We start from the raw sequence: 22360 nt of genomic DNA on the forward strand, positions 1-22360 counted from the left end.
GCCGGCTCCTGAGACCGCCCGGTACGGCAGTGCGCGCCGGTTCCTGAGACCGCCCGGTACGGCAGTGGGTGGCGGTTCCTGAGACCCCCCGGTATCAGGAACCGCCGCCCATCTCCGTACATCCGCTCGGAGGGTTACTCCGTGCGCAGCCCGTCCGCCCGCATCAGGCGCCAGAGGACGGGCATGCTCAGCAGCGTCACGGCAGCGATCAGGCCGAGACCGATCCCGACGACGGGCAGGAAGGCCCACCAGTCCTGGACCCGCTGCCCGCCCATCTTCAGCAGGACGACGCCGAGGCCCGTCCCGCCCGCGACGGCGAGGACCAGACCGAGGACGATCGGCACCGCCGTCTGCCACAGCACCGACCAGCTCAGGGTGGAGCGCCGGGTGCCGAAGGCGACCAGCGAGGAGAGCAGCCGCTTGCGGTCCCTGAGCTGCTCCAGGGTCGCCACCAGGAGCGAGGCCGCCACCAGCAGCATCGTCAGGGTGGAGCCGACCAGGATGCCGGTGCGGACGCTGCTGAACGCGGCGTCCCGCTGGGTGTCCGCGAGCGTGCGGACCCACGACGTCGGCGAGATGGCCTCCGCCGTGTTCCGTACGAGGTCGGCGGCGTCCGGCACGGCGGGGTCGAGCCGGACCAGGGCCTGCGCGTCGGGATCGTCGAGCCGTGCGGCGTCGATCGCCGACGGGGTGGCGAGGACGCCGTACTGGTACATGCCCGTCGGGTCGGGGCGGGAGTCCACGATCCGGGCGCCGGCGGGGATGCGCCACTGCGGCAGCGGGCCGTCCTCGGCGCGCTTCGGCTCGTCCGGGTGCGGATACGGGTCGCGCAGGGCGACGGTGGCGCCGGGCCGTGCCGTCCTGGTGACGTACGTGTCGCCCGGGTTGCCCTGCGCGCCGTGGGCGAGGAAGACGAAGACGTCGCCGTCCTTGCAGGAGGGCAGGGTGGCGAACTCCGCGAGGGAGGCGCAGTCGCCGACCCGGAGCGAGGTCGTCGGGGCGAACTCCTCGCCGCCCTTCAGGGGGCCGGGACGCCACACGTGCGATTCGACGATGCCGGTGACGCCGGTGACGCCCTTGGTCCTCTCGAAACGGTCGATCATCCCGCGGGCCTCGTCGGCGGTACCGGCGTCGACGCCGACGGCGATCTGGGCGCGGGACACGTCCTGTCCCGTGAACTCGGTGAAGTCGTTCTCCATCGCCTGGAAGAGCATCTGGAGCGCGATCGCGCCCGTCGCCGCGACGACGATGCCGCTGACCGCGCGGGCCGCCGTGCCGCTGCTCAGCTGGAGCCGCCGGACGGCGAGCTGCCAGGCCACCGGGCCGGCGTGCAGCCGCTTCACCCCGGCTTCGACGAGCCAGGGCAGCAGCGTGGTCAGACCGATCAGAGCGAGGGTGGTGCCGGTCGCCACACCCACGGTGTCGATGCTCGTCCGGGTCACCTCGACCTCGCCCATGAGCGGGACGAGGAGGGCCACTCCCGCGGCGAGGAGCAGCAGGCGCCACCACAGCCGCCGGCGGCGGGGGGTGGAGGTCCGGACGACGCCGAGCGGTTCGATCACCACACCGCGCAGCGCGAAGAGGGTGACCACGACGGAGGAGACCGGCACGGTGACGAGGGCGAGCGCGGCGAGCGCGGGCATCGGCACGACGTCGGAGGGGTAGGCGTTGACGTCCCAGATGGTGAACGCCCCGGCGAACTGCCGGGCCACCGCGAAGAGTCCGAGCCCGACGAGGAGACCGAGCAGTGCGCCCGCGAGGGACTCGCCGGCCGCGATCCGCCGGGTCATGGCGGTGTCGGCGCCGACGAGGCGGAGCGCCGCGAGACGCCGGTCGCGCTGTTCGCCGCCGAAGCGGACTGCGGTGGCGATGAAGACGAGCACGGGCAGCAGCAGGACGACGCAGGCGACGACGACGAGGAGGATCAGGAACGCGTTCATCGGTTCCTCGGGTACCGACCAGCCGTAGCGCACGCCGCGCCCGTCGAGGTTGTCGGTGGTGAGGAAGCCGACGTGGGCGACGTACCGCAGGTCGGCGGGGCCGATGAGTCCCTCCGGCGAGATCGTCCCCGCGACCTTGTAGGGGAGGCGCTCCTTGAGGAGGGCCCCGTCGGGTGAGTCGAGCAGGTCCCGGAGCGCGGGGGAGACCAGCATCTCGCCTCGGGCGGGGAACGCCGCCGCGCCCGGCGGGACCGCAGGGCTGTCGCCCTCCGGGGTGAGCAGCAGGCCGCTGATGACGTCGTCCCGGTAGACGGTGGTCCTGCCGAGGTGGAGGAAGGAGTCGTCCCGGGGCGCGGTGATCTGCTCGCTGCCGTCGACGGCGCGGACGGACTCGCGCACCTCCCGCTGGAAGAGCATGTTCGGCAGGGAGGAGGCGAGCAGCAGCAGGGCCACGCCGAAGCCGACGCCGGTCGCGGTCAGCAGGGTGCGGAGGAGGCCCGACCGGCCTCCGGTGACCGCGAACCGGGCGCCGAGCGCCAGGTCGCGGATCCAGGTGCGGAGCGTCATGCGGCCCACTCCGCGTCGCGTACGGCTCCGTCGCGTACGACGATCTCGCGGTCGGAGTAGGCGGCGACGCGGGCCTCGTGGGTGACGAGGACGACGGCGGCGCCGGTGTCCCGGGAGGCGTCGGTGAGCAGGTGCATGACCCGCTCGCCGTTGAGGGAGTCGAGTGCGCCGGTCGGCTCGTCGGCGAAGATCACCCGCGGGGCGGTGACGAGCGCGCGGGCGACGGCGACGCGCTGGCCCTGGCCGCCGGATATCTCGCCGGGGCGCTTGTGCGCGGTGTCGTCGACCTCCAGGCGGGCCATCCACTCGGCGGCCCTGGTCTCGGCGGCCTTCCGCTTCTCGCCGTTGAGGCGGAGCGGGAGGGCCACGTTCTCGACGCAGGTCAGCTCGGGGACGAGCTGGCCGAACTGGAAGACGAAGCCGAAGTCGGCACGGCGAAGGGCGCTGCGCGCGGTGTCGGACATCGCGGTCAGGTCGCGTCCGTCGTAGGTGATCGTGCCCGCGTCGGGGCGCACGATGCCGGCCAGGCAGTGCAGCAGGGTCGACTTGCCGGAGCCGGAGGGTCCCATGACGGCGACGACCTCGCCGGCCCGGAGCGCGAAGGAGGCCTGGGCGAGCGCCGTGGTCGGGCCGTAGGTCTTGTCGAGGCCGGTGGCGGTCAGGAGGGGGGTGGAGCTCATCGGCGGATCTCCTCGGCGAGCCGGTCGAGGCGGGCGGCGGTCAGTTCCAGCCAGCGCAGGTCCGCTTCCAGGTGGAAGAGGGCGTGGTCGCAGATGAGCTGGTCGGCGAGGTCGCCGTCCTTCTTGCGGCGGGTGAGCTCACGCATCAGGCGCAGGTGCTCGGCGCGCTGGGTGTCGAGGAGCTCGGCGGCGCCGCGGCCGGTCAGCAGGGCCAGGACGACCTTGGTGTAGAGCGTGGACTGGAGGTACGGCTCGGGCTTCTCGGGAGTGGTGAGCCACTGGGCGACATCGGTGATGCCGGCCTCGGTGATGGCGTACCGCTTCCGCTCCGGGCCGCCGCCCGCCTCGATGCCGTCGACGACGACGAGGCCGTTCTTGAGGAGCCGGGACATGGTCGAGTAGACCTGGCCGTAGTGGAGCGGCCGGTCGTGGCCGAACTTCTCGTCGAAGGCGCGCTTGAGGTCGTAGCCGTGGCGCGGGCCGGACTCCAGGAGTCCCAGAAGGGTGTGACCGATGGACATGGCGGTCACTGTACACGGGGTGTATACCCACGATGTATAGCGCTCGGCGTGGGGTGGGGAAAGTCGGTCACGAAACGGAAGCAATCCCTCACGCAACCATCGGTCCTGCCCGAGCGTCGGTTCCTCTGGGCATGGGTGCTGATTCTCACGTCCGGAAAAGGCGTGATCGGTTGTCCTTTGTCTGCATCGTCGGTGTTAGCTGGCTAGCTGACCCGATCCGGCGCGGGGACACGGGCCGAGGCACGCCGGGACACACGACGAGCGGAGCGACAGGACACATGGGCCGACCGGACAAGAGCAAGGTGAAGAAACGCGGCCTGCGCCGCTTCTTCTCCTGGAAGAAGCTCCTGGGCACCTTCTTCGTGGTCTGCCTGCTCGCCATGGGCGCCCTGTACGTCGTCTACCTCCTGGTCCCGGTGCCGACGGCCAACGCCGAGGCGACGATGCAGAGCAACATCTACAAGTACGCCGACGGCAAGGTCCTCGCCCGCACCGGAGAGGTCAACCGCGAGATCGTCGGCCTCGACAAGATCCCCCTGAAGGTCCAGAAGGCGTTCGTCGCCGCGGAGAACAAGACCTTCTACAAGGACAACGGCGTCGACATCAAGGGCACCACCCGCGCCGCCTGGTCCACCATCACCGGCAAGGGCAAGCAGGGTGGTTCGACCATCACCCAGCAGTACGTCAAGAACTTCTACCTGAGCCAGGACCAGACCGCGACGCGCAAGCTCAAGGAGATGGTCATCGCCATCAAGGTCGACCAGCAGTCGACCAAGAGCGAGATCCTCGCCGGGTACATGAACACCAGCTACTACGGCCGCAGCGCCTACGGCATACAGGCCGCCGCCCGCTCGTACTACGGCGTCGACGCCACCCAGCTCACCACCGCCCAGGGCGCCTACCTCGCCTCGCTGCTCCAGGCGCCCAACCAGTACGACTGGACCTCCGCGAGCAGCACCGGCCGCAAGCTCGTCGAGGAGCGGTGGAACTACGTCCTCGACAACATGGTCGGCGAGGGCTGGCTCCCCGAGTCCGAGCGCGCCACCATGAAGTTCCCCGTCCCGCAGAAGCCCAAGCCCCTCCCCGGCATGGAGGGCCAGACCGGCTACATCGTCGAGGCCGCCAACCAGGAGCTGATGCGCCAGGGCGTCAGCGAGGAGGACATCAAGGCCGGCGGCTGGACGATCACCCTCTCCATCGACGAGAAGCGGCAGAAGGCCCTCGTCAAGGCCGTCGACCGGCAGCTGGAGGCCAAGCTCGACCGCAAGGGCGACAAGAAGGACGCCACCGTCCAGGCCGGCGCCACGTCCGTCGACCCGAAGACCGGCGAGGTCGTCGCGATGTACGGCGGCGTCGGCGCCACCGAGCACTGGACGTCCAACGCGACCCGCCGCGACTACCAGCCCGCCTCCACCTTCAAGCCGATCGTCCTCGCCTCCGCCCTCGACAACCGCTCGGTCACCCAGGACGGGCGGGAGATCGGCCTCGGCACGGTCTACGACGGCACCAGCAAGCGCAAGGTCGTCGGCAGCGACATCGCCTTCGCTCCCGAGAACGAGGACGACCGGAGCTACGGCCCCGTCAGCGTCCAGAAGGCCACCAACAGCTCCATCAACTCCGTCTACGCACAGATGATCGTGGACGTCGGCGCCGCCAGGACCAAGGAGACCGCCCTCGCCCTCGGCATGAAGGACGGCGCGGACTTCGGCACGACCCCCGCCATGTCCCTCGGCACCATGGGCGCCTCCACGATGGACATGGCCGGCGTCTACGCCACGCTCGACAACCACGGCAAGAAGGTCACCCCGACCCTCGTGAAGGCCGCCGCGCACAAGGACCGCACGCTCTCGCCCGCCAAGGGGATCGGCGGGCAGGTCATCAGCCGCGAGGCCGCCGACACCGTCACCCAGGCCATGACGGGCGTCGTGCAGAACGGCTCCGGCTTCCGCGCCGCGGGTGAGTACGAGGCCGCGGGCAAGACCGGCACCTCGGAGAACAACCGTTCCGCCTGGTTCGTGGGCTACACCCCCGAACTCGTCACCGCCGTCGGCCTCTTCGGCGAGGACGCCAAGGGCAACCAGGTCACCCTCACCAACACCATCAACGAGGGCCGCGCCAACGGTGGCCGTACCCCCGCCCAGATCTGGGGCGACTACACCACCCGCGCCCTCGACGGCGGCTCCGACGCCTCCTTCGACCTGGAGACCGACGGCTCGACCGGCTTCGACCCCGAGCCGACGTCCAGCGGCAGCACCGAGCCGACGGAGGAGCCGACGACCGAGGAGCCGACGCAGGAGCCGACCACGCGGTCCCCGGACCCGACGCCCCCGCCGACCTCCACGGCCACCACGCCGCCGGAGCCGACGCGTGACCCGGCCACCACGCCCCCGGAGCCCACGACCGCGCCGCCGGTCACCGACGAGCCGTCCCCGCCGCCGTCGATCGAGCCGCCGAACCCGGACGACAGCCAGGGCGGCACCGACCGCCCGCTGCGGTAGCGAGCGGCCGCCTCATCGGCGTGACGAAAGGGCCGGACCCCACCGGGGGTCCGGCCCTTCCCGCTCTCACCAGATCTCGCGACGTCCACGTCCGCGGCCTCGCCACGTCCGCGGCCTCGCCACGTCCGCGGCCTCGCCACGTCCGCGGCCTCGCCACGGCTACGACTGACTCGGCGTCGCCAGCTCGAACCAGACCACCTTGCCGCCCGACAGCCGGGTCGCCCCCCACCGCCGCGCCAGCCGGTTCACCAGGAACAGGCCGCGGCCGCCCTCGTCGGTGTCGCGCGCCCGCCGCTGCCGGGGCAGCTGCGGCGAGTCGTCGCCGACCTCGCAGCGCAGCACGTCCGTCCGCAGCAGCCGCAGCGTCACCGGCCGTTCCGCGTACCGCACGGCGTTGGTCACGACCTCGCTGATCAGCAGCTCGACCGAGTCCGTCAGCTCCTCCAGGTCCCAGCGGGCGAGCGCCCGCCGGGCGAGCCGCCGCGCCCGCCCCGGAGCCGCGTCCTCCGGGTCCAGGAACCAGTACGCCACGTCGCTCGGCGCGATGCCGTCGAACCGCGCCGCGAGCAGCGCGATGTCGTCGTCCCGGTCACCGGGACCCAGCATGTCCAGCACGTCGTCGCAGAGCGCCTCCAGGGGCGGCGAGTGGTCCGGCCCGGTCAGCTGCGCCGTCGCCGCGAGGCGCTCCCGCAGCTGCTCGATGCCGGTCCACACGTCCCGCAGCCGGGACTCGACCAGACCGTCCGTGTACAGCAGCAGCGTGGCACCGGCCGGAGCGTCCAGCTCGACCGCCTCGAAGTCCACGCCGCCGACGCCGATCGGGGCACCCGGGGGCACCCGCAGCACCTCGGCACGGCCGCCCAGGTGGAGGAGTATCGGCGGCGGATGGCCGGCGTTGGCCACGGTGATCCGGTGCGAGACCGGGTCGTACACCGCGTACATGCAGGTCGCCATCCGGTTCTCGCCGAGCCGCTGCGCCTGCTCGTCCAGATGGTGCAGGACCTCCTGCGGGGGCAGGTCGAGCCCGGCCAGGGTCTGCGCGGTCGTGCGCAGCTGGCCCATGATCGCCGCCGAGGTCATCGAGTGGCCCATGACGTCACCGACGACCAGCGCGACCCGGCTGCCGGGCAGCGGGATCGCGTCGTACCAGTCGCCGCCCACCCGGGCCGTCTCCGCCGCCGGCAGATAGCGCGAGGCCAGCTTGACGCCGGTCGGCTGCGGCAGCGAGTCCGGCAGCATCGTCCGCTGGAGCTCGTCCGCGATGTACGCCTCACGGCCGTACAGCACGGCCTTGTCGATGCCGAGCGCCGTGTGCGTGGCCAGCTGCGCCGCGACGAGCAGGTCGTTCGGCTCGAAGCCGGCCCGCTCGGGGCGCCGCAGGAACACGGCGGCGCCGATCACCCGGCGCCGGCCGCGCAGCGGCGCGAGAACGGCCCGCAGCCCGCCGGGCAGCGGATGCTCGGGGCCGAGGAGTTCGGTCAGCGCGGTCTTGGCGGCGGCGGAGTCGCCGAACACCGGCCGCACCCCGCGCAGGACCTCGGCCAGCGCCCCACCGGACCGCACCTCGCAGAGTTCGGCCGCGGGGGTCGGATCCGGATCGGGCACGAGGACGAGCTCCTCACCCTCCAGATCGCTTAACCGCAGCCGGTCCGTACGGCGCAGTCGCAACACGAACGGCGCGACCGGCCGCTCGTCGCCCACCGGCAACGGGTCGCGGAGGTAGACCAGGATCTCGTCGGAGAAGGTCGGCACGGTCGCCCGGCACAGACCGAGCACGATCTCGTCCAGGTCGATGCCGCGGGCGATGCGCCGCGTCGCCGCCCCGACGAACCGCAGCTTCTCGCCCTCGCGCCGCGCGACGGAGTCCCCGCCGCGGCCGCCGCCCTGGAGCTGCGCCGACACGGCGACCGCCATGGTTCCGGGGCCGCCGGGCGCCGTGGGCGGCAGGGGCGTGGGCGTGTCCGCGCCCGGGGAGGCGGCGGCCGCCGGGCCCGCCGGCCCGCCCGGCTGTGCGGGCACGTCGGAGGGCAGGCCGGCCGCTGCCTCCTGGCGAGGGCGCGCGCGTTCCTGCGACCGGGCAGCCAGGGGCTGCCGGCCTTCGTGGGAGGTGGGATGCTCCGTCACGCGTGGGATTCCGTCCGTCCGGGCCGGTGGTGCGATGCACTCGCTCTTCTCGCCGATGCCGCGCCTTCGGCGGGGCTAAACCCCTTGTGTGCGGTGGATGTGAAGGCTCCGCGAGCGGCGGCACCAGCGGGGGTCGGAACACCCGGGCAGACGTCCGGCACTGCTCTCCCCCTCGTGGATGACTTCTGGTCAGGTCCTGCGCTGAGTTCGGTCGTTGACGTGCTGCTCGGTCGGTCTGACGTGCCGTTCGGTCCGCCCCTGCCGCGCGGAGGACGATCCTACGTTTGAACCCCGGGGGCGCATCAAGGGTCTCACGGTGCCGTGTGCGCCGGAGTGCGGTCCCAGTCGGCCGGCAGCTCCGGAACCCGCCATGCCGGATCGGGCCGCCAGTTCTCCCAGCCGTCCGAGAACGGCGCCCCCCACTCCTTGATGCGTTCGACCGCCCGCTGCCCGGCGCCACGCACGCGTGCGGCCTGTTCCGGACCCATCAGGCCGGACCGCTGCGCCTGCGCGAACTCGTCCTCGTCCCGCCACAGCCAGCTGTGGTCGGGATAGACGGAGATGTCGAGGAAGTGGTCCTCGGAGTCGAAGCCGCCGGCCCAGCGGACCCGCGGCTCCTCCAGGTTCACGTACCAGCTGCGGAAGCGCCAGCCGCGTTCCCAGAACAGCCACACCGACCACGGGTCGCCGGGCCGCGCCAGCTTCAGGACGCCGCTGCCGGCCCACCGCGCGCGTTCCGTGGTGCGCGGCGCGGTGTAGCGGGTGGCGAGGGGCTCCTCGTGCACGGGAGTGCCGTCGGCGAGCACCGGGCGGACGCACTCCGTGCCGGGTGCCATCCAGACCGCGAGGAGGTCCGACGTGTCCTGGACGACCGTCACCGGTCGGCAGATGTGCACGTCTCCGGTGCCGTTGCCGCGGTAGCGCCAGAGGATGTGCTCCCCCGGCGCCCAATGCTGAGAGCCGACCGATCCTGTCATGCGCAGATCTTAGGGGCGCGCTCCCACGACCGCAGCGGCATGGATCACGGATGAGTCATACGCGTACGTCTGTCACGGTCGCGTCATCCGCAGGACGTCCAGCGCCTCGTCCAGCTGCTCGACCGTCAGGTCGCCGCGCTCCACGTACCCGGACTCCAGCACCACCTCGCGGATGGTCCTCCGCTCGGCCAGCGACCTCTTCGCGACCTTGGCGGCCTCCTCGTAGCCGATGTACTTGTTCAGCGGGGTGACCACGGACGGCGAGGACTCGGCGTACTCGCGGGCCCGCTCGACGTTGGCCGTGATCCCGTCGACCGTGCGGTCGGCGAGCAGCCGGGACGCGTTGGCCAGGAGGCGTACGGACTCCAGGAGGTTCTTGGCCATCACCGGCAGCATCACGTTGAGCTCGAAGTTCCCGGCCGCGCCCGCCACCGCCACCGTGGTGTCGTTTCCGGTCACCTGCGCGGCGACCATGAGGACCGCCTCGGGGATCACCGGGTTCACCTTGCCCGGCATGATCGACGAGCCGGGCTGGAGGTCGGGGAGGTTGATCTCGGCGAGGCCCGTACGGGGTCCGCTGGCCATCCAGCGCAGATCGTTGGCGATCTTGGTGAGGGAGACCGCGACGGTACGGAGCTGCCCGGACGCCTCCACCAGGGCGTCCCGGGCGCCCTGCGCCTCGAAGTGGTCGCGGGCCTCGGTCAGCGGCAGCCCGGTCGCGCGGGCGACCTCCGCGATGACGGCCGCCGAGAAGCCGGCCGGGGTGTTGATGCCGGTGCCCACCGCCGTACCGCCGAGGGGCAGTTCGGCGAGCCGGGGGAGGGCCGAGCGCAGCCGCTCCACGCCGTACCTCACCTGCGCCGCGTAGCCGCCGAACTCCTGGCCGAGGGTGACCGGGGTGGCGTCCATGAGGTGGGTACGGCCGGACTTCACCACCGACGCGAATTCGGCCGATTTTCGCTCAAGGGAGGCGGCCAGGTGATCGAGGGCGGGGATCAGGTCGCGGGTGACGGCGCCGGTGGCCGCGATGTGGATCGAGGACGGGAAGACGTCGTTGGAGGACTGCGAGGCGTTCACATGGTCGTTGGGGTGGACCTCGCGGCCCTCGGGGAGCCGCTCGGTGGCGAGGGTGGCGATCACCTCGTTGGTGTTCATGTTGGACGAGGTGCCGGAGCCGGTCTGGAAGACGTCCACCGGGAAGTGCTCGTCCCAGCGTCCTTCGGCGACCTCCTCCGCCGCCGAGGCGATGGCCTCGGCGCGGTCCCGGTCGATCACGCCGAGCTCCGCGTTGACCTGGGCGGCGGCGGCCTTGATCCGGGCGAGGGCCTCGATGTGGGCGCGCTCCAGGCGCTGCCCGGAGACCGGGAAGTTCTCCACGGCCCGCTGGGTCTGGGCCCGCCACTTGGCGTGTGAGGGGACCCGCACCTCGCCCATGGAGTCGTGCTCGATCCGGTAGCCGTCGGCCTGGTCGGTGTCGTTCATGTTCCTCAACCTCCTATAAAAGATGAGCACTTGTCTTGTTCGATGTATTCCCATCGGGCGTACCGGCCAGTAAAAACCGTGGGTAACCCCACTTCCAGGAGGCGCAATGACGCGCACCAGGTACAGACACCGCTGGCCCATCGCCGTCGTCGCCGCGGCCGCCGCCGCGCTCGGCACGATGACCGCCGCCGCCCCCGCCGGAGCGGCCGGCCCGGGCGCCGCCGCCGACACCACGGCCGGCACCGCCGCCACGGCGGTCACCGCCGCCGTCCCGCTGCCGCCCGAGCTGGAGGCGATCCGCGCCGCCGAGGCCACCACGATCTACGGCAGCCCCGAGGAGCGCCCGCTCGCCCAGCGCAGGACCGGCCTGATCTCGCTCGGCGACAGCGAGATCTCCGGCGAGGGCGTCGGCACCTACGAGTCGCCCACCAACGGTCCCACCAACTGGTGCCACCGCTCGCCCGACGCCGCCATCCACCGCACCGGAATCCCCGCGGACCTCACGTTCAACGTGTCCTGCTCCGGCGCGTACACCGGCAACATCAAGATCGGCGGCTCGAAGCAGTACGCCGACGAGCTCGTCCAGAGCGACAACCTGGCCGTCAAGGCGCGCAACACCCGGATCAAGATGATCACACTCGTCGCCGGGGCCAACGACGACCTGCAGTTCGGGCCCGTCATGACCGACTGCGTCACCCGCTACCTGCTGCTGCAGGGCGCCTGCGAGCCCAAGTACGCCCCCGGCTGGCAGGCCCGCGTCGACGCGCTCGTCCCCAAGGTCGAGCAGACCGTCCGCGACCTCAAGACCGTGATGCGCGACGCCGGTTACGCCGACGGCGACTACAAGCTCGTCGTGATGGGCTACCCCAGCCCCATCGGCCCGGACTTCCGTGACAACCCCGGCTTCCCCGGGAAGCTGATCTGCGGCGGCCTCGGCTACGACTCCGACACCGTCTGGGGCCGCAACACCGCCGTCCCCGCCTTCGAACGCGGGATGCGCGCGGCGGCCGCCTCCACCGGCGCCGTCTACCTCGACAACTCGCGGCTCTTCCACGGCCACGAGGTCTGCATGGAGGACGCCTGGGCCCGCGGTCTGTACATCGACCTCTCCAAGCCCGGGACCCCGGACGAGAACTCCGTACGGCAGTCCTTCCACCCCAACGCGCGCGGGCACGCCGCCTTCGCGTCCTGTCTCACCCAGATCTACAACTCGGGTGCGCGTGAGGCCGGTTGCGCCGACGTGAACTCCTCGGGCACCCCGACCCTCTTCCCGCTCGCCTGGGACGACGCGTACAAGCCGCTGAAGAACCAGGCGACCGGCAACTGTCTGGACGTCGACGCGGCCACCTCGGCCAACGGCACCGCCGTCCTGGGCTGGGACTGCCACGGCGGCCGCAACCAGGGCTGGTGGTACGACTCCACCCGCCGCACGGTCCACACCCAGCTGACCCAGGACCGCTGCCTGGACGTCCCCGCGTCCGGCTACCAGGCGGGCAAGGCGCTCGTCCTGTGGAACTGCCACGGCGGCGCCAACCAGAGGTTCGTCCGCGACGGCGCCACGATCCGTCCGGCCGACGCGACCGGCCTCTGCCTCACCCAGAGCGCGGCGAAGCAGCCGATCAGGCTCCAGACCTGCGACGGCTCGGCGAACCAGAAGTTCGCGTAGCCGACGTCCCCGGCCTCCGTACTCCGGTACGGAGGCCAGGGGGTGCGCTGTACCCCGTACGGAGGCCAGGGGCGTGCGCTGTACCCCGTACGGAGGCCAGGGGGTGCGCTGTACCCCCGTACGGAAGTCAGGCCGTGTGCTGAACCCGCGCGGGATCAGAGCGTCTTGAGCGTGGTCCTGGCCAGCTCGTAGGCCGGGAGCATCGCCCGGTGCTCCGCGGTGTCGAGTCCACCGAGGTGCACGATCACCGTCCCCTTCGGTGTCGAGACGGCGAACGCGCGCTCCTCCTTCGACTCCTCCATCAGCGTGTCGTGGACGGTGTACGTCACCTCGGTGACGGGGCCCGCGCCGGACCCGCTCTCCTTGTAGGCGACCTCGGAGGTGTTCTGCTCGGCCTTCACGAACCCTTCGAGGACCGTCCTGGCCGAGCCCTTCCCCGCCGTCCACACCCGCAGGTAGCCCACGTGCCCGGCCGGCTTGGCGTCGACCTCGCAGCGGACCGTGGCCGGACCCTGCTTGGTGAGCGCCGCGAACTCCGGGTCCTCGGGGTCCTCGATCGCCTCCGGCGTCCACTTCTCCGCCAGCCCGAAGGAGACGGGCAGGGTGGCGCAGGCCGTCCCCGGACCGCCGACCGTCGCGCGGGACGCGGCCGCCGCGGGCGCCCCGGTGGTGCCCGAGGACGTACCCGTCGCGGGCGCCGCCGTGGGCCGTGCGCCCTGCGTGACCTCGGGCGACGGCTCGACGTCGCCGCAGCCGGCGAGCAGCAGCCCCGCCGCCAGGGTGGCGGCGACCGGGGCCAGGGTCCGTATCGGGTGTCTCATGCGCGTCAGCGTAGTGGCGGCCCGATGTCCACCGGACGGGCGTACCCGGGGAGGCCGTCGCACAATGTGAAGCAGGTCCGAAGATCCCCGGGGGCTCCCCGCAGGAGGCAGGACATGTCCCACAGCTTCAGGAGGATCGGCGTGCTCGGGGTCACCGCCGTGGCCGCCGGTGCCTTCTCCGCCGTCGCCGCCGTCCCGGCTTCCGCCGCCGAAGGGTTCGAGTTCACGCTCTACGCGAAGGAGGTCCCGACCGGCCAGGGCGACGACACGACCGGCCCGCCGCCGAAGCTCGGGAGTTCGTTCGCCTTCGCCGACGACCTCTTCAGGGAGAAGGGCGGAGACACGGTCGGCCGCGACGGAGTGACCTGCACCGTGGTCCGCACCGGCAGCCCCAACGACCTGGTGTGCGTGGGCACCTTCGTGCTGAACGGCGGACCCGGCGGCCAGATCATGGGCCAGACCCTGCTGTCGGTCGACCCGGACGCCGAGGAACAGGCCGCGTTCGACATCGCCGTCACCGGTGGGACGGGTGACTTCGAGGACGCGCGCGGCACCATTCGCTCGACTCCGGACGGGGACTACTCACGGCTGGAGTTCCGCATCACCGGGTGAGCTCCCGGACGGAGTCCGGGCCCGGCCCACCGCGGTGTTCAGGACAGCTTGCCGCCGTAGTCCGGGAGCTTGAACGTGCGCTCGGCGTGGCCGCCGACCAGGTCGGTGGTGTTGTTGCCGATGTTCGCGATGATCGTGTAGCCCTTGGCCTCGATCTTGGCGCGCTGCTCCGTCTTGTACGCGCTGACCTCGGCGAACAGGTCGGGGAGCGAGCGCACGTACAGCCCGTCGACCGGGTAACCGACCTGCTTGAGGTTCCAGTCCGTGAGGGAGTGGATGATGCCCGGGCGGGCGGTGACGAAGAAGACGTCGACCCCGCGGTCGTGGGCCTCGCGGACGAGGGTGCGGACCTCGGAGATGGCCGGGGTCGGCAGCTCCCAGAAGGGGTGGAAGTCCGTCTCCAGCGAGCTGTTGTCGATGTCGAGGACGATCGCCTGCTTCTCGTCGCCGGCGTCCTCGGAACGCTTCTCGATGTACGGGCGGGCCTGCGCGATCACGGCGGCCACGTCACGGCGCCAGGTCGTGTAGTCGACGTCCTTGAAGGCGGCGGTCGACGTGCTGTGGCCGTCCGGGTCGGAGGCGGAGGCGGTGGGCGCGGGCCCGACGACGAGGAGGGCGGTCAGCGCGAGCGTGGCGGTGGTTCCGGCGGCGGCGCGCCTGCGGAGGGGCGTGACGGGCATGGGGGGCTCCTTGGTCGACCAGCTCAGGACTTTGGCATGCTCGCGCTCAATACTGGACAGTAGGCAACGAGATGGCTACCGGTCGGTAGCGACTTTCTGAGCGGACGGCGAAACCCCCCGGTCCGAGAGGACCGAGGGGCCTGCGCGCATGCCGGGTGATCAGCCGAGACCGGGACCCCGCACCGGGATGTGCGTGAACGTCGGCTCCGGGGCCGGATTCTGGAAGAAGTCGTTGCCCTTGTCGTCCACCACGATGAACGCCGGGAAGTCCTCGACCTCGATCTTCCAGACCGCCTCCATGCCGAGCTCCTCGTACTCGACGACCTCGACCTTCTTGATGCAGTCCTGCGCGAGCCGCGCCGCCGGGCCGCCGATCGAGCCGAGGTAGAAGCCGCCGTGGCTGCCGCAGGCGTTCGTGACCTGCTGCGAGCGGTTGCCCTTGGCCAGCATGACCTTCGAGCCGCCCGCGGCCTGGAACTGCTCCACGTACGAGTCCATCCGGCCGGCCGTCGTCGGACCGAAGGAACCGGAGGCGTACCCCTCGGGGGTCTTCGCCGGACCCGCGTAGTAGACCGGGTGGTCCTTCAGGTACTGCGGCATCTCCTCGCCCGCGTCCAGGCGCTCCTTGATCTTGGCGTGCGCGATGTCGCGCGCCACGACCAGCGGGCCGTTGAGGGAGAGGCGGGTCTTGACCGGGTACCTGGTCAGCTCGGCGAGGATGTCGTCCATCGGCTGGTTCAGGTCGATGGTGACGACGTCGCTCTCCTCGGAGAGGTGCTCGTCGGTGGTGTCCGGCAGGAAACGCGCCGGGTCCGTCTCCAGCTGCTCCAGGAAGACGCCCTCGGCGGTGATCTTCGCGACGGCCTGGCGGTCCGCCGAGCAGGAGACGGCGATCGCGACGGGCAGCGAGGCGCCGTGACGGGGGAGGCGGACGACGCGGACGTCGTGGCAGAAGTACTTGCCGCCGAACTGCGCGCCGATGCCGATCTTCTGCGTCAGCTCGAAGACCTTCTCCTCCAGCTCCTTGTCGCGGAAGCCGTGGCCGGTCTCGGCCGAGCCCTCGGAGGGCAGCTCGTCCAGGTAGTGCGCGGAGGCGTACTTCGCGGTCTTGAGCGCGAACTCGGCGGACGTGCCGCCGACGACGATCGCCAGGTGGTACGGCGGGCAGGCGGCCGTGCCGAGCGAGCGGATCTTCTCCTCCAGGAACTTCATCATGCTCGCCTCGTTGAGGACGGCCTTCGTCTCCTGGTAGAGGAAGGACTTGTTGGCGGAGCCGCCGCCCTTGGCCATGAAGAGGAACTTGTACGCGCCGCCGTCGGTCGCGTACAGCTCGATCTGCGCGGGCAGGTTCGAGCCGGTGTTCTTCTCCTCCCACATGGTGACCGGGGCCATCTGCGAGTACCGCAGGTTGAGCTTGGTGTACGCGTCGTAGATGCCCTTGGACAGGGCCTCCTCGTCGCGGCCGGAGGTCAGCACGTTCTGGCCGCGCTTGCCCATCACGATCGCGGTGCCCGTGTCCTGGCACATGGGCAGGACGCCGGCGGCGGCGATGTTCGCGTTCTTGAGGAGGTCGAGCGCGACGAACTTGTCGTTCGACGAGGCCTCGGGGTCGTCGATGATCCGGCGCAGCTGGGCCAGGTGCGCCGGACGCAGGAAGTGCTGGATGTCGCGGATCGCCTCGGCGGCCAGGGTGCGCAGCGCCTCCGGCTCGACCTTGAGGAACGTACGGCCGTCGGCCTCGAAGGTGGATACACCTTCGGAGGTCACCAGGCGGTAGGGCGTGGTGTCCTCTCCCAGGGGGAGCAGATCGGAGTACGCAAACTCTGGCATGGGGGCCATTCCTCACTCGGCAAGACGGCGCACCGCCTCCGTTGGCAGTGCGCCCTCCAGCGTAGAACGCGGGCCGGGGCGCAGTCCTGTGAGGTAAGGCTCACTTGGGACCGGGACCGTGCCGGAGTGGCGTGTTTCCGCGGGGCCGGCCGCTCTCGGGGGTCGGGGCGGGCCGTCGGGCGCAGGCCGCTCGGTTCGAGACGTCGTCCACAGGTCACGGCCCGCCCTCTGGTCGCGATCTATCGCGTTTCGCTAGGCTGGCGACGTGGACCTCGAAAAGAAGCCCGAACCCGAAAAGCAGCCGGAGCCGCAGCGGCAGGCCGCACCTGCCGAGCCCGCCCCCGCGGAGACCGTCTTCGCCGACCCGGAGGGCTCGTTGCGGGCCTCGGACGCGGACCGGGACCGGATCGCGGACATCCTCAGGGACGCCCTGGCCGAGGGGCGGATCGACGCCGAGGAGCACTCGGACCGGATCGACGCGGTGTACCGGGCGAAGACCGTCGGGGAGCTGGAGCCGATCGTCCGCGACCTGCCGGGCGCCCGGACGCGCCAGGAGCCCGCGCCGGACTACGGGTACGGCCCGGAGGACGCCGACGGCCCCCCGGCCAACCTCGTCGCGATCTTCTCCAGCACCACCCGCAAGGGGCGCTGGCGGGTGAGCCGCCGGACGAACGCGTTCGCGCTCTTCGGGAACATCGAGATCGACCTGACCGAGGCGATCTTCGCGCAGCGGCTGACCACCATCAACGCCACGTCGATCTTCGGCAACGTGGAGGTCCGGGTCCCGGAGAACATCAGCCTGCGGGGCAACGGCAGCGGGATCTTCGGCAACTTCGAGGTCGTGACCCTGGAGGGCGTCGACCCGCATGCCCCGGTCGTCGTCATCAACGGCTACTCGGTCTTCGGGAACGTCGAGGCGAGGCCCAAGCGCGGCAAGTGGATCACCGACCTCCAGGACAGGATGCGCAAGCACCTCGGCCACTGACGGGGCGTCGCGCGGGGTCCCGGCGCGAGGCGCGTGAGGCTCCGGCGACCGCGCTCCGGCAGCGGTCTCCGACACCGGTCTCCGACACCCCGCTCCGACCTGCGGTTCGGGCGGCGGTTCGAGCAGCGGTTCGGGGGTGACCGGAATTCGCCCTCGGGTATCCGCAGTGCGGAACGACGCGGCACGCAGTGCATAGGCGCGCGCACAGCGGGTAGGGCTGGTGCATCGCCGCTCGCTCGCGAAGCCGTCGTCAGGAGTAGACCGTGCTGCAACTGCCGCATCAGCCCCTCCAGGTCGCCGCCGTGCCCCCTCAGCGCGCCCCTGCACGGGAGGACGAGGCCGGTCCTTGGCACGCGGAGGCGGTGTGCCGCCGGGACGAGGCGGGACTGTTCTTCGCCCCCTCCAAGGAGCCGACCGCCGCGCGGCTCGCGCGTGAGGCGGCGGCCAAGCGGGTCTGCGGCCGCTGTCCCGTGATGGTCGAGTGCCGGGAGCACGCGCTCCTCCAGCCCGAGCCGTACGGGGTGTGGGGCGGGCTCACGGCAGCGGAGCGCCGCGTCGCCCTGGCCCGCCGCCGGCGGCGCGAGGTGGAGCTCCGGAAGGCGGCCGCGGCCGACCGCATCGCCCAGGCGGGCTGACCGGGACGCACAGCCTCCGCGGCTGACGAGCGCGGCCACCGCCGTCGTTCCGTACGGGAAGGGGCGCCCCCACCGCACATGGGGGCGCCCCTCTTCGTGCCGCTTCGTGGTGAAGCGGCGGTGCTCCTTCGGCCGTCGCGACTACTTCGCGCGGTCGAAGTCGATCTTGCTGTACGCGCGCAGCTTCGAGAGCCGGTGCGTGGAGTCGATCTGGCGGATCGTGCCGGACTTCGAGCGCATGACGAGCGACTGCGTGGTCGCCGTCTCGGCGCGGTAGCGCACCCCGCGGAGCAGCTCGCCGTCGGTGATGCCGGTCGCGACGAAGAAGACGTTGTCGCCGCCGACCAGGTCGTTCGTGGAGAGCACCCGGTCCAGGTCGTGACCCGCGTCGAGGGCCTTCTGGCGCTCGGCCTCGTCCTTCGGCCACAGCTTGCCCTGGATCACACCACCGAGGCACTTGATGGCGCAGGCGGAGATGATGCCCTCGGGGGTGCCGCCGATGCCCATGAGCATGTCGACGCCGGTGCCCTCGCGGACGGCCATGATCGAACCGGCGACGTCGCCGTCCGAGATGAACTTGATGCGGGCGCCGGTCTCGCGGATCTCCTTGACGATGCCCTCGTGACGCGGGCGGTCCAGGATGACGACCGTGATGTCCTCGGGGGAGGAGTTCTTCGCCTTGGCGACCCGGCGGATGTTGACCGAGACGGGGGCGTTGATGTCGACGAAGTCGGCGGCCTCGGGGCCGGTGACCAGCTTGTCCATGTAGAAGACCGCGGACGGGTCGAACATGGTGCCGCGGTCGGCGGCGGCCAGGACGGCGATCGCGTTCGGCATGCCCTTGGCGTTCAGCGTGGTGCCGTCGATCGGGTCGACGGCGATGTCGACCTCGGCGCCGGTGCCGTCGCCGACCCGCTCGCCGTTGAAGAGCATGGGGGCTTCGTCCTTCTCGCCCTCGCCGATGACGACCACGCCGTTCATCGAGACGGTGGAGATCAGGGTGCGCATGGCGTTGACCGCCGCGCCGTCCGCGCCGATCTTGTCGCCGCGGCCGACCCAGCGGCCGGCGGCCATGGCGGCGGCCTCGGTGACGCGGACCAGCTCAAGGGCGAGGTTGCGGTCGGGAGCCTCGGGGGAGACCACGAGCTCGGGCGGCAGATTCTGCTGCTCGGTCATCGGAACGCACCTTTCTGTACGGCGACGGCCGGTTAAGGGAGGGTGCTGCGACTCTATCGGTACGTCGACAAAATGAGCAGAGGGGCCCACGTATGAGCACGGACCCTTGATGCGACCATGGTGCGCGTGGCAGGTATGCGAGGCAGGCAGACGGTACGCGGGATGTTCCAGTCCCTCGGGGTGATCTTGGTCGCCGCGGGAGTGATGTATCTCTTCATTCCGCATGATGAGAGCGCCGAACCGGTCAAGGCGAAGGACTACCGGGTCGAGCTCCTGACGGCCCAGCGGGCGGCACCGTACCCGGTGCTGGCCCCCGAGGGCCTCGGCGAGGGCTGGAAGGCGACGGTCGTCTCGTACAAGCGCGAGGAGTCCGACGCCTGGCAGCTCGGGTTCCTCTCCCCGGACACCCAGTACGTGGCGATCCACCAGTCGACGGCGGCGCCGAAGACCTTCGTGCCGGACGTCACCCAGCGGGCGAAGAACACCGGGAGGACCGAGACGGTGGCCGGCCAGGTCTGGCAGCGCTGGGAGGGCCCGAAGTACGACGCGCTGGTCCGGGTGGACGGCGTGGCGACGACGGTGGTGACCGGCACGGCGTCGTTCGAGCGGCTCACCGAGATGGCGGGCTCGCTCCGGTCGAAGAAGGCCTGAACCGGCGAGAGCCCGAGCGAACGCGAGGAAGGCCCCGCACTCCACGAGTGCGGGGCCTTTCCGTGTCATCGCCGCGTCATCGGACTCAGACGGTGGTGACGACCTCGTCGAAGGAGAGGCGCGGGGAGCGCGGGAACCAGGCGTCCTCGCCCGGCTTGCCGATGTTGATGACCATCAGCGGGGTGTGGTCGGCGTCCAGGAACTCCTTCTGGAGGCCGGCGAAGTCCAGACCGGTCATCGGGCCCGCGGCCAGGCCGGCGGCGCGGACACCCACGATGAAGTACGCGGCCTGGAGGGCGGCGTTCAGGACGGCGGACTGCTCGCGGACCGGACGCTCGGCGAAGAACATGTCCTTGGCCTGCGGGAAGTGCGGAAGCAGGGCCGGGAGCTCCTCGTGGAACTCGTTGTCGGCGGAGAGGATCGCGACGAGCGGGGCGGTGGCGGTCTTGGGCCGGTTGCCCTCGGCCATGTGCTTGACCAGGCGCTCGCGGGCCTCGGGGGAGCGGACCAGGGTGATGCGCAGCGGGGTCTGGTTGAAGGCGGTCGGGCCGTACTTCACCAGGTCGTATATCGCCTGGACCTGCTCGTCGGTCACCGGCTCGTCGGTGAACGTGTTGGCGGTGCGGGCCTCGCGGAAAAGGAGATCCTGAGCGGCGGCGTCAAGGGCGAGAGACATGCTGCGTACCTTCCGGACTGCAAAGGGGGTTCGCTCGTAGGGGGTTCAAGCGATGTCCTCGACAGTACGCCCATGATTGGTGAAAGTTCAACTAACCCATCCGGATAGTGATCCGCTTCACTCGCCGGTGTACGCCGCGCCGACGAGCCGCCGCGGGCCGTCGGTCTGCGGGCCGTCGAACTACTCGTCCCCGTCGCCGCCCTCGGCCGCCTCCGCCGCGCGTTCGGCGGCGAGCGAGGCGTCCAGTCGGGCCCGCGCGCCCTCGAGGCGGCGCCGGCAGACCTTCGCCAGCTCCTCGCCACGCTCCCAGAGCGCGAGGGACTCCTCCAGGGACGTTCCGCCCGCTTCGAGCCGCCTCACGACCTCGATCAGCTCGTCCCGCGCCTGCTCGTACCCGAGCGCCGCCTCGTCCGTACCCGATCCCGCCGTACCCGTTCCCGCTGCCATGTCCCGCTCCACCCTCCGTAACCGATTCCTTGCGTTCCGCGTGGTCCCGCGTCGTCCTGTGCGGGCCTGCTCCGTGTCCCTGCCCAACGGTCCTGCCGCGTGGTCCTCCTGCTCAGGCGGGGTCGGCCACGCGCCGGACCGCGAACTCGCCCTCCGCGACCCGGGCCCGCAGCTCCTCGTCCGCCGCGACCTCCTCGGGGGAGCGGACCACCGAGCCGTCGGCCCGCTGCAGCACCGCGTACCCCCGCTCCATCGTCGCGGCGGGCGACAGCGCCCGGACCCGTGCCCGGGTGTGCGACAGCTCCGAGTCCGCCCGGTCCAGGAGGTGCCCGAGGACCCGACGGCTGCGCGCGAGCAGCGCGACGAGCTCGTCCTCGCGGCCCTCGACCATCCGCTGCGGATGCTCCATGACGGGCCGGGCGAGCGTGTGGGCCAGACCGCGCTCCTCCCGGTCGAGCAGCCCCCGTACGGTCCGCAGGGCCCGGTCGCGCAGCCCGCGCACCCGGTCCAGCTCCTCGCCGACGTCCGGGACGACCTTCTTGGCCGCGTCCGTCGGCGTCGAGGCGCGCAGGTCGGCCACGAGGTCGAGGAGGGGCGAGTCGGGCTCGTGGCCGATCGCCGACACCACCGGCGTACGGCAGTCGGCGACGACCCGGACGAGCTGCTCGTCCGAGAACGGCAGCAGGTCCTCGACGCTGCCGCCGCCCCGGGCGACGATGATCACGTCGACGTCCTCGTGGGAGTCGAGCTCCTTGACGGCCTGGACGACCTGGGGCACGGCCTTCACGCCCTGCACCGCCACGTTCCGCACCTCGAAGGCGACCGCGGGCCAGCGGCGGCGCGCGTTCTCCAGGACGTCCCGCTCCGCCGCGGAGGCGCGGCCGCAGACGAGGCCGATGCGGTGCGGCAGGAACGGCAGCGGCTTCTTCCGGTCGAGGGCGAAGAGCCCCTCGGAGGCCAGGCTCCGCTTCAGCTGTTCGAGGCGCGCGAGCAGCTCGCCGATCCCGACGGGCTTGATCTCCACCGCCCGCAGCGACAGCTGGCCGCGCGGCGCGTACCACTCGGGCTTGGCGCGTACGACGACCCGGGCACCCTCGGACACGACGTCCGCGACGGCGTCGAAGACCTGGCGGTAGCAGGTGACGCCGATGGAGATGTCGTGCGAGGGATCCCGCAGCGTCAGGAAGACGACCCCGGCGCCGGGGCGCCGGGACAGCTGCGTGATCTGCCCCTCGACCCAGATCGCCCCGAGCCGGTCGATCCACCCCCCGATCAGACGGGAGACCTCACCGACGGGAAGCGGTGCTTCGGCGGACGTAGTCAGAGCCATGGACCGAGCGTAACCGCGCGGTACGACAACGTCAGGGGCACGCGTACCCCGACCACGCAGGG

General features: G+C 71.5%; 19 protein-coding genes. 6 read left to right on the forward strand and 13 right to left on the reverse strand.

Annotated elements, in window-relative coordinates:
* Positions 1-134: 134 nt before the first annotated feature.
* The 3 genes from ACZ4XX_RS09880 to ACZ4XX_RS09890 are packed head-to-tail and all read right to left on the reverse strand — an operon-like array spanning position 135 to position 3708.
* Positions 135-2507, reverse strand: coding sequence for an FtsX-like permease family protein (locus tag ACZ4XX_RS09880; protein ID WP_468507435.1), 2373 nt, complete (start codon positions 2505-2507; stop codon positions 135-137).
* Complete coding sequence (locus ACZ4XX_RS09885; protein WP_468507436.1) at positions 2504-3187, reverse strand: ABC transporter ATP-binding protein; 684 nt, start codon at positions 3185-3187, stop codon at positions 2504-2506. Before ACZ4XX_RS09885 ends, ACZ4XX_RS09880 begins: the two co-directional genes overlap by 4 nt.
* Positions 3184-3708: a PadR family transcriptional regulator gene (locus ACZ4XX_RS09890; RefSeq protein ID WP_017239865.1), complete on the reverse strand. Its 525-nt coding sequence runs from the start codon at positions 3706-3708 to the stop codon at positions 3184-3186. The genes ACZ4XX_RS09885 and ACZ4XX_RS09890 overlap by 4 nt, the downstream gene beginning before the upstream one ends.
* Positions 3709-3986: 278 nt before the next feature.
* Here ACZ4XX_RS09890 and ACZ4XX_RS09895 point away from each other — a divergent pair, with 278 nt between their 5' ends.
* Positions 3987-6206 carry a transglycosylase domain-containing protein gene (locus tag ACZ4XX_RS09895; protein WP_468507437.1) on the forward strand — a complete coding sequence of 740 codons (2220 nt, stop codon included), beginning with the start codon at positions 3987-3989 and terminating at the stop codon, positions 6204-6206.
* 159 nt (positions 6207-6365) lie between these two features.
* On the opposite strand, the gene ACZ4XX_RS09900 is transcribed toward ACZ4XX_RS09895, so the two are convergent.
* From ACZ4XX_RS09900 to ACZ4XX_RS09910, 3 genes are all read right to left on the reverse strand, one after another.
* Positions 6366-8330, reverse strand: a complete 1965-nt coding sequence (locus tag ACZ4XX_RS09900; RefSeq protein WP_468507438.1) for a SpoIIE family protein phosphatase — start codon at positions 8328-8330, stop codon at positions 6366-6368.
* 311 nt (positions 8331-8641) lie between these two features.
* Positions 8642-9307, reverse strand: a complete 666-nt coding sequence (gene fomD, locus ACZ4XX_RS09905) for a cytidylyl-2-hydroxypropylphosphonate hydrolase (protein WP_468507439.1) — start codon at positions 9305-9307, stop codon at positions 8642-8644.
* A 72-nt stretch (positions 9308-9379) separates the two neighbouring features.
* Positions 9380-10789 (reverse strand): class II fumarate hydratase, encoded by a 1410-nt coding sequence (locus ACZ4XX_RS09910; protein ID WP_468507440.1) that lies wholly within the window; start codon positions 10787-10789, stop codon positions 9380-9382.
* A gap of 106 nt (positions 10790-10895) precedes the next feature.
* Here ACZ4XX_RS09910 and ACZ4XX_RS09915 point away from each other — a divergent pair, with 106 nt between their 5' ends.
* Positions 10896-12455: a ricin-type beta-trefoil lectin domain protein gene (locus ACZ4XX_RS09915; protein WP_468507441.1), complete on the forward strand. Its 1560-nt coding sequence runs from the start codon at positions 10896-10898 to the stop codon at positions 12453-12455.
* 155 nt (positions 12456-12610) lie between these two features.
* Here the strand turns inward: ACZ4XX_RS09915 and ACZ4XX_RS09920 are convergent, their stop codons facing one another.
* Positions 12611-13276, reverse strand: coding sequence for a lipoprotein (locus ACZ4XX_RS09920; RefSeq protein ID WP_468507442.1), 666 nt, complete (start codon positions 13274-13276; stop codon positions 12611-12613).
* Between the two features lie 114 nt (positions 13277-13390).
* Between ACZ4XX_RS09920 and ACZ4XX_RS09925 the strand changes: the two genes are divergently transcribed.
* Positions 13391-13888 carry a hypothetical protein gene (locus tag ACZ4XX_RS09925; protein ID WP_468507443.1) on the forward strand — a complete coding sequence of 166 codons (498 nt, stop codon included), beginning with the start codon at positions 13391-13393 and terminating at the stop codon, positions 13886-13888.
* A 38-nt stretch (positions 13889-13926) separates the two neighbouring features.
* Here the strand turns inward: ACZ4XX_RS09925 and ACZ4XX_RS09930 are convergent, their stop codons facing one another.
* Both ACZ4XX_RS09930 and ACZ4XX_RS09935 read right to left on the reverse strand, forming a co-directional pair.
* Positions 13927-14568 (reverse strand): HAD family acid phosphatase, encoded by a 642-nt coding sequence (locus ACZ4XX_RS09930; protein ID WP_468507444.1) that lies wholly within the window; start codon positions 14566-14568, stop codon positions 13927-13929.
* Positions 14569-14727: 159 nt separating this feature from the next.
* A complete protein-coding gene (locus ACZ4XX_RS09935) occupies positions 14728-16398 on the reverse strand; it encodes a fumarate hydratase (RefSeq protein WP_468507445.1) in 1671 nt (556 codons plus the stop codon).
* Between the two features lie 265 nt (positions 16399-16663).
* On the opposite strand from ACZ4XX_RS09935, the gene ACZ4XX_RS09940 reads away from it, so the two are divergent.
* Together ACZ4XX_RS09940 and ACZ4XX_RS09945 are read left to right on the forward strand one after the other, a co-directional pair.
* Complete coding sequence (locus tag ACZ4XX_RS09940) at positions 16664-17383, forward strand: DUF1707 SHOCT-like domain-containing protein (protein WP_468507446.1); 720 nt, start codon at positions 16664-16666, stop codon at positions 17381-17383.
* Positions 17384-17646: 263 nt separating this feature from the next.
* Entirely contained in the window at positions 17647-18018 is a 372-nt protein-coding gene (locus ACZ4XX_RS09945; RefSeq protein WP_073909733.1) for a WhiB family transcriptional regulator, read from the forward strand.
* A 141-nt stretch (positions 18019-18159) separates the two neighbouring features.
* Here the strand turns inward: ACZ4XX_RS09945 and glpX are convergent, their stop codons facing one another.
* Complete coding sequence (gene glpX, locus ACZ4XX_RS09950; protein ID WP_355961961.1) at positions 18160-19194, reverse strand: class II fructose-bisphosphatase; 1035 nt, start codon at positions 19192-19194, stop codon at positions 18160-18162.
* Positions 19195-19311: 117 nt separating this feature from the next.
* Between glpX and ACZ4XX_RS09955 the strand changes: the two genes are divergently transcribed.
* Positions 19312-19845, forward strand: a complete 534-nt coding sequence (locus ACZ4XX_RS09955) for a DUF4245 domain-containing protein (protein WP_468507447.1) — start codon at positions 19312-19314, stop codon at positions 19843-19845.
* 85 nt (positions 19846-19930) lie between these two features.
* Here ACZ4XX_RS09955 and ACZ4XX_RS09960 read toward each other — a convergent pair whose 3' ends face one another.
* From ACZ4XX_RS09960 to xseA, 3 genes are all read right to left on the reverse strand, one after another.
* Positions 19931-20521 carry a malonic semialdehyde reductase gene (locus ACZ4XX_RS09960; protein ID WP_468507448.1) on the reverse strand — a complete coding sequence of 197 codons (591 nt, stop codon included), beginning with the start codon at positions 20519-20521 and terminating at the stop codon, positions 19931-19933.
* A 180-nt stretch (positions 20522-20701) separates the two neighbouring features.
* The gene (locus tag ACZ4XX_RS09965; protein ID WP_468507449.1) at positions 20702-20968 is read right to left on the reverse strand and encodes an exodeoxyribonuclease VII small subunit; all 267 of its coding nucleotides are present in this window, start codon (positions 20966-20968) and stop codon (positions 20702-20704) included.
* A 112-nt stretch (positions 20969-21080) separates the two neighbouring features.
* On the reverse strand, positions 21081-22298 hold the full coding sequence (gene xseA, locus ACZ4XX_RS09970; protein ID WP_468507450.1) for an exodeoxyribonuclease VII large subunit: 1218 nt from the start codon (positions 22296-22298) through the stop codon (positions 21081-21083).
* Positions 22299-22360 lie beyond the last annotated feature (62 nt).

The sequence above is a fragment of the Streptomyces sp. NPDC029956 genome, from assembly GCF_055574655.1.

What these genes read in the sequence shown, in the direction of transcription:
- ACZ4XX_RS09880 (WP_468507435.1), bottom strand. Translation starts at nt 2,507, where the DNA reads ATGACGCTCCGCACCTGGATCCGCGACCTGGCGCTCGGCGCCCGGTTC.
- ACZ4XX_RS09885 (WP_468507436.1), bottom strand. Translation starts at nt 3,187, where the DNA reads ATGAGCTCCACCCCCCTCCTGACCGCCACCGGCCTCGACAAGACCTAC.
- ACZ4XX_RS09890 (WP_017239865.1), bottom strand. Translation starts at nt 3,708, where the DNA reads ATGTCCATCGGTCACACCCTTCTGGGACTCCTGGAGTCCGGCCCGCGC.
- ACZ4XX_RS09895 (WP_468507437.1), top strand. Translation starts at nt 3,987, where the DNA reads ATGGGCCGACCGGACAAGAGCAAGGTGAAGAAACGCGGCCTGCGCCGC.
- fomD (WP_468507439.1), bottom strand. Translation starts at nt 9,307, where the DNA reads ATGACAGGATCGGTCGGCTCTCAGCATTGGGCGCCGGGGGAGCACATC.
- ACZ4XX_RS09910 (WP_468507440.1), bottom strand. Translation starts at nt 10,789, where the DNA reads ATGAACGACACCGACCAGGCCGACGGCTACCGGATCGAGCACGACTCC.
- ACZ4XX_RS09915 (WP_468507441.1), top strand. Translation starts at nt 10,896, where the DNA reads ATGACGCGCACCAGGTACAGACACCGCTGGCCCATCGCCGTCGTCGCC.
- ACZ4XX_RS09920 (WP_468507442.1), bottom strand. Translation starts at nt 13,276, where the DNA reads ATGAGACACCCGATACGGACCCTGGCCCCGGTCGCCGCCACCCTGGCG.
- ACZ4XX_RS09925 (WP_468507443.1), top strand. Translation starts at nt 13,391, where the DNA reads ATGTCCCACAGCTTCAGGAGGATCGGCGTGCTCGGGGTCACCGCCGTG.
- ACZ4XX_RS09930 (WP_468507444.1), bottom strand. Translation starts at nt 14,568, where the DNA reads ATGCCCGTCACGCCCCTCCGCAGGCGCGCCGCCGCCGGAACCACCGCC.
- ACZ4XX_RS09935 (WP_468507445.1), bottom strand. Translation starts at nt 16,398, where the DNA reads ATGCCAGAGTTTGCGTACTCCGATCTGCTCCCCCTGGGAGAGGACACC.
- glpX (WP_355961961.1), bottom strand. Translation starts at nt 19,194, where the DNA reads ATGACCGAGCAGCAGAATCTGCCGCCCGAGCTCGTGGTCTCCCCCGAG.
- ACZ4XX_RS09955 (WP_468507447.1), top strand. Translation starts at nt 19,312, where the DNA reads ATGGTGCGCGTGGCAGGTATGCGAGGCAGGCAGACGGTACGCGGGATG.
- ACZ4XX_RS09960 (WP_468507448.1), bottom strand. Translation starts at nt 20,521, where the DNA reads ATGTCTCTCGCCCTTGACGCCGCCGCTCAGGATCTCCTTTTCCGCGAG.
- ACZ4XX_RS09965 (WP_468507449.1), bottom strand. Translation starts at nt 20,968, where the DNA reads ATGGCAGCGGGAACGGGTACGGCGGGATCGGGTACGGACGAGGCGGCG.
- xseA (WP_468507450.1), bottom strand. Translation starts at nt 22,298, where the DNA reads ATGGCTCTGACTACGTCCGCCGAAGCACCGCTTCCCGTCGGTGAGGTC.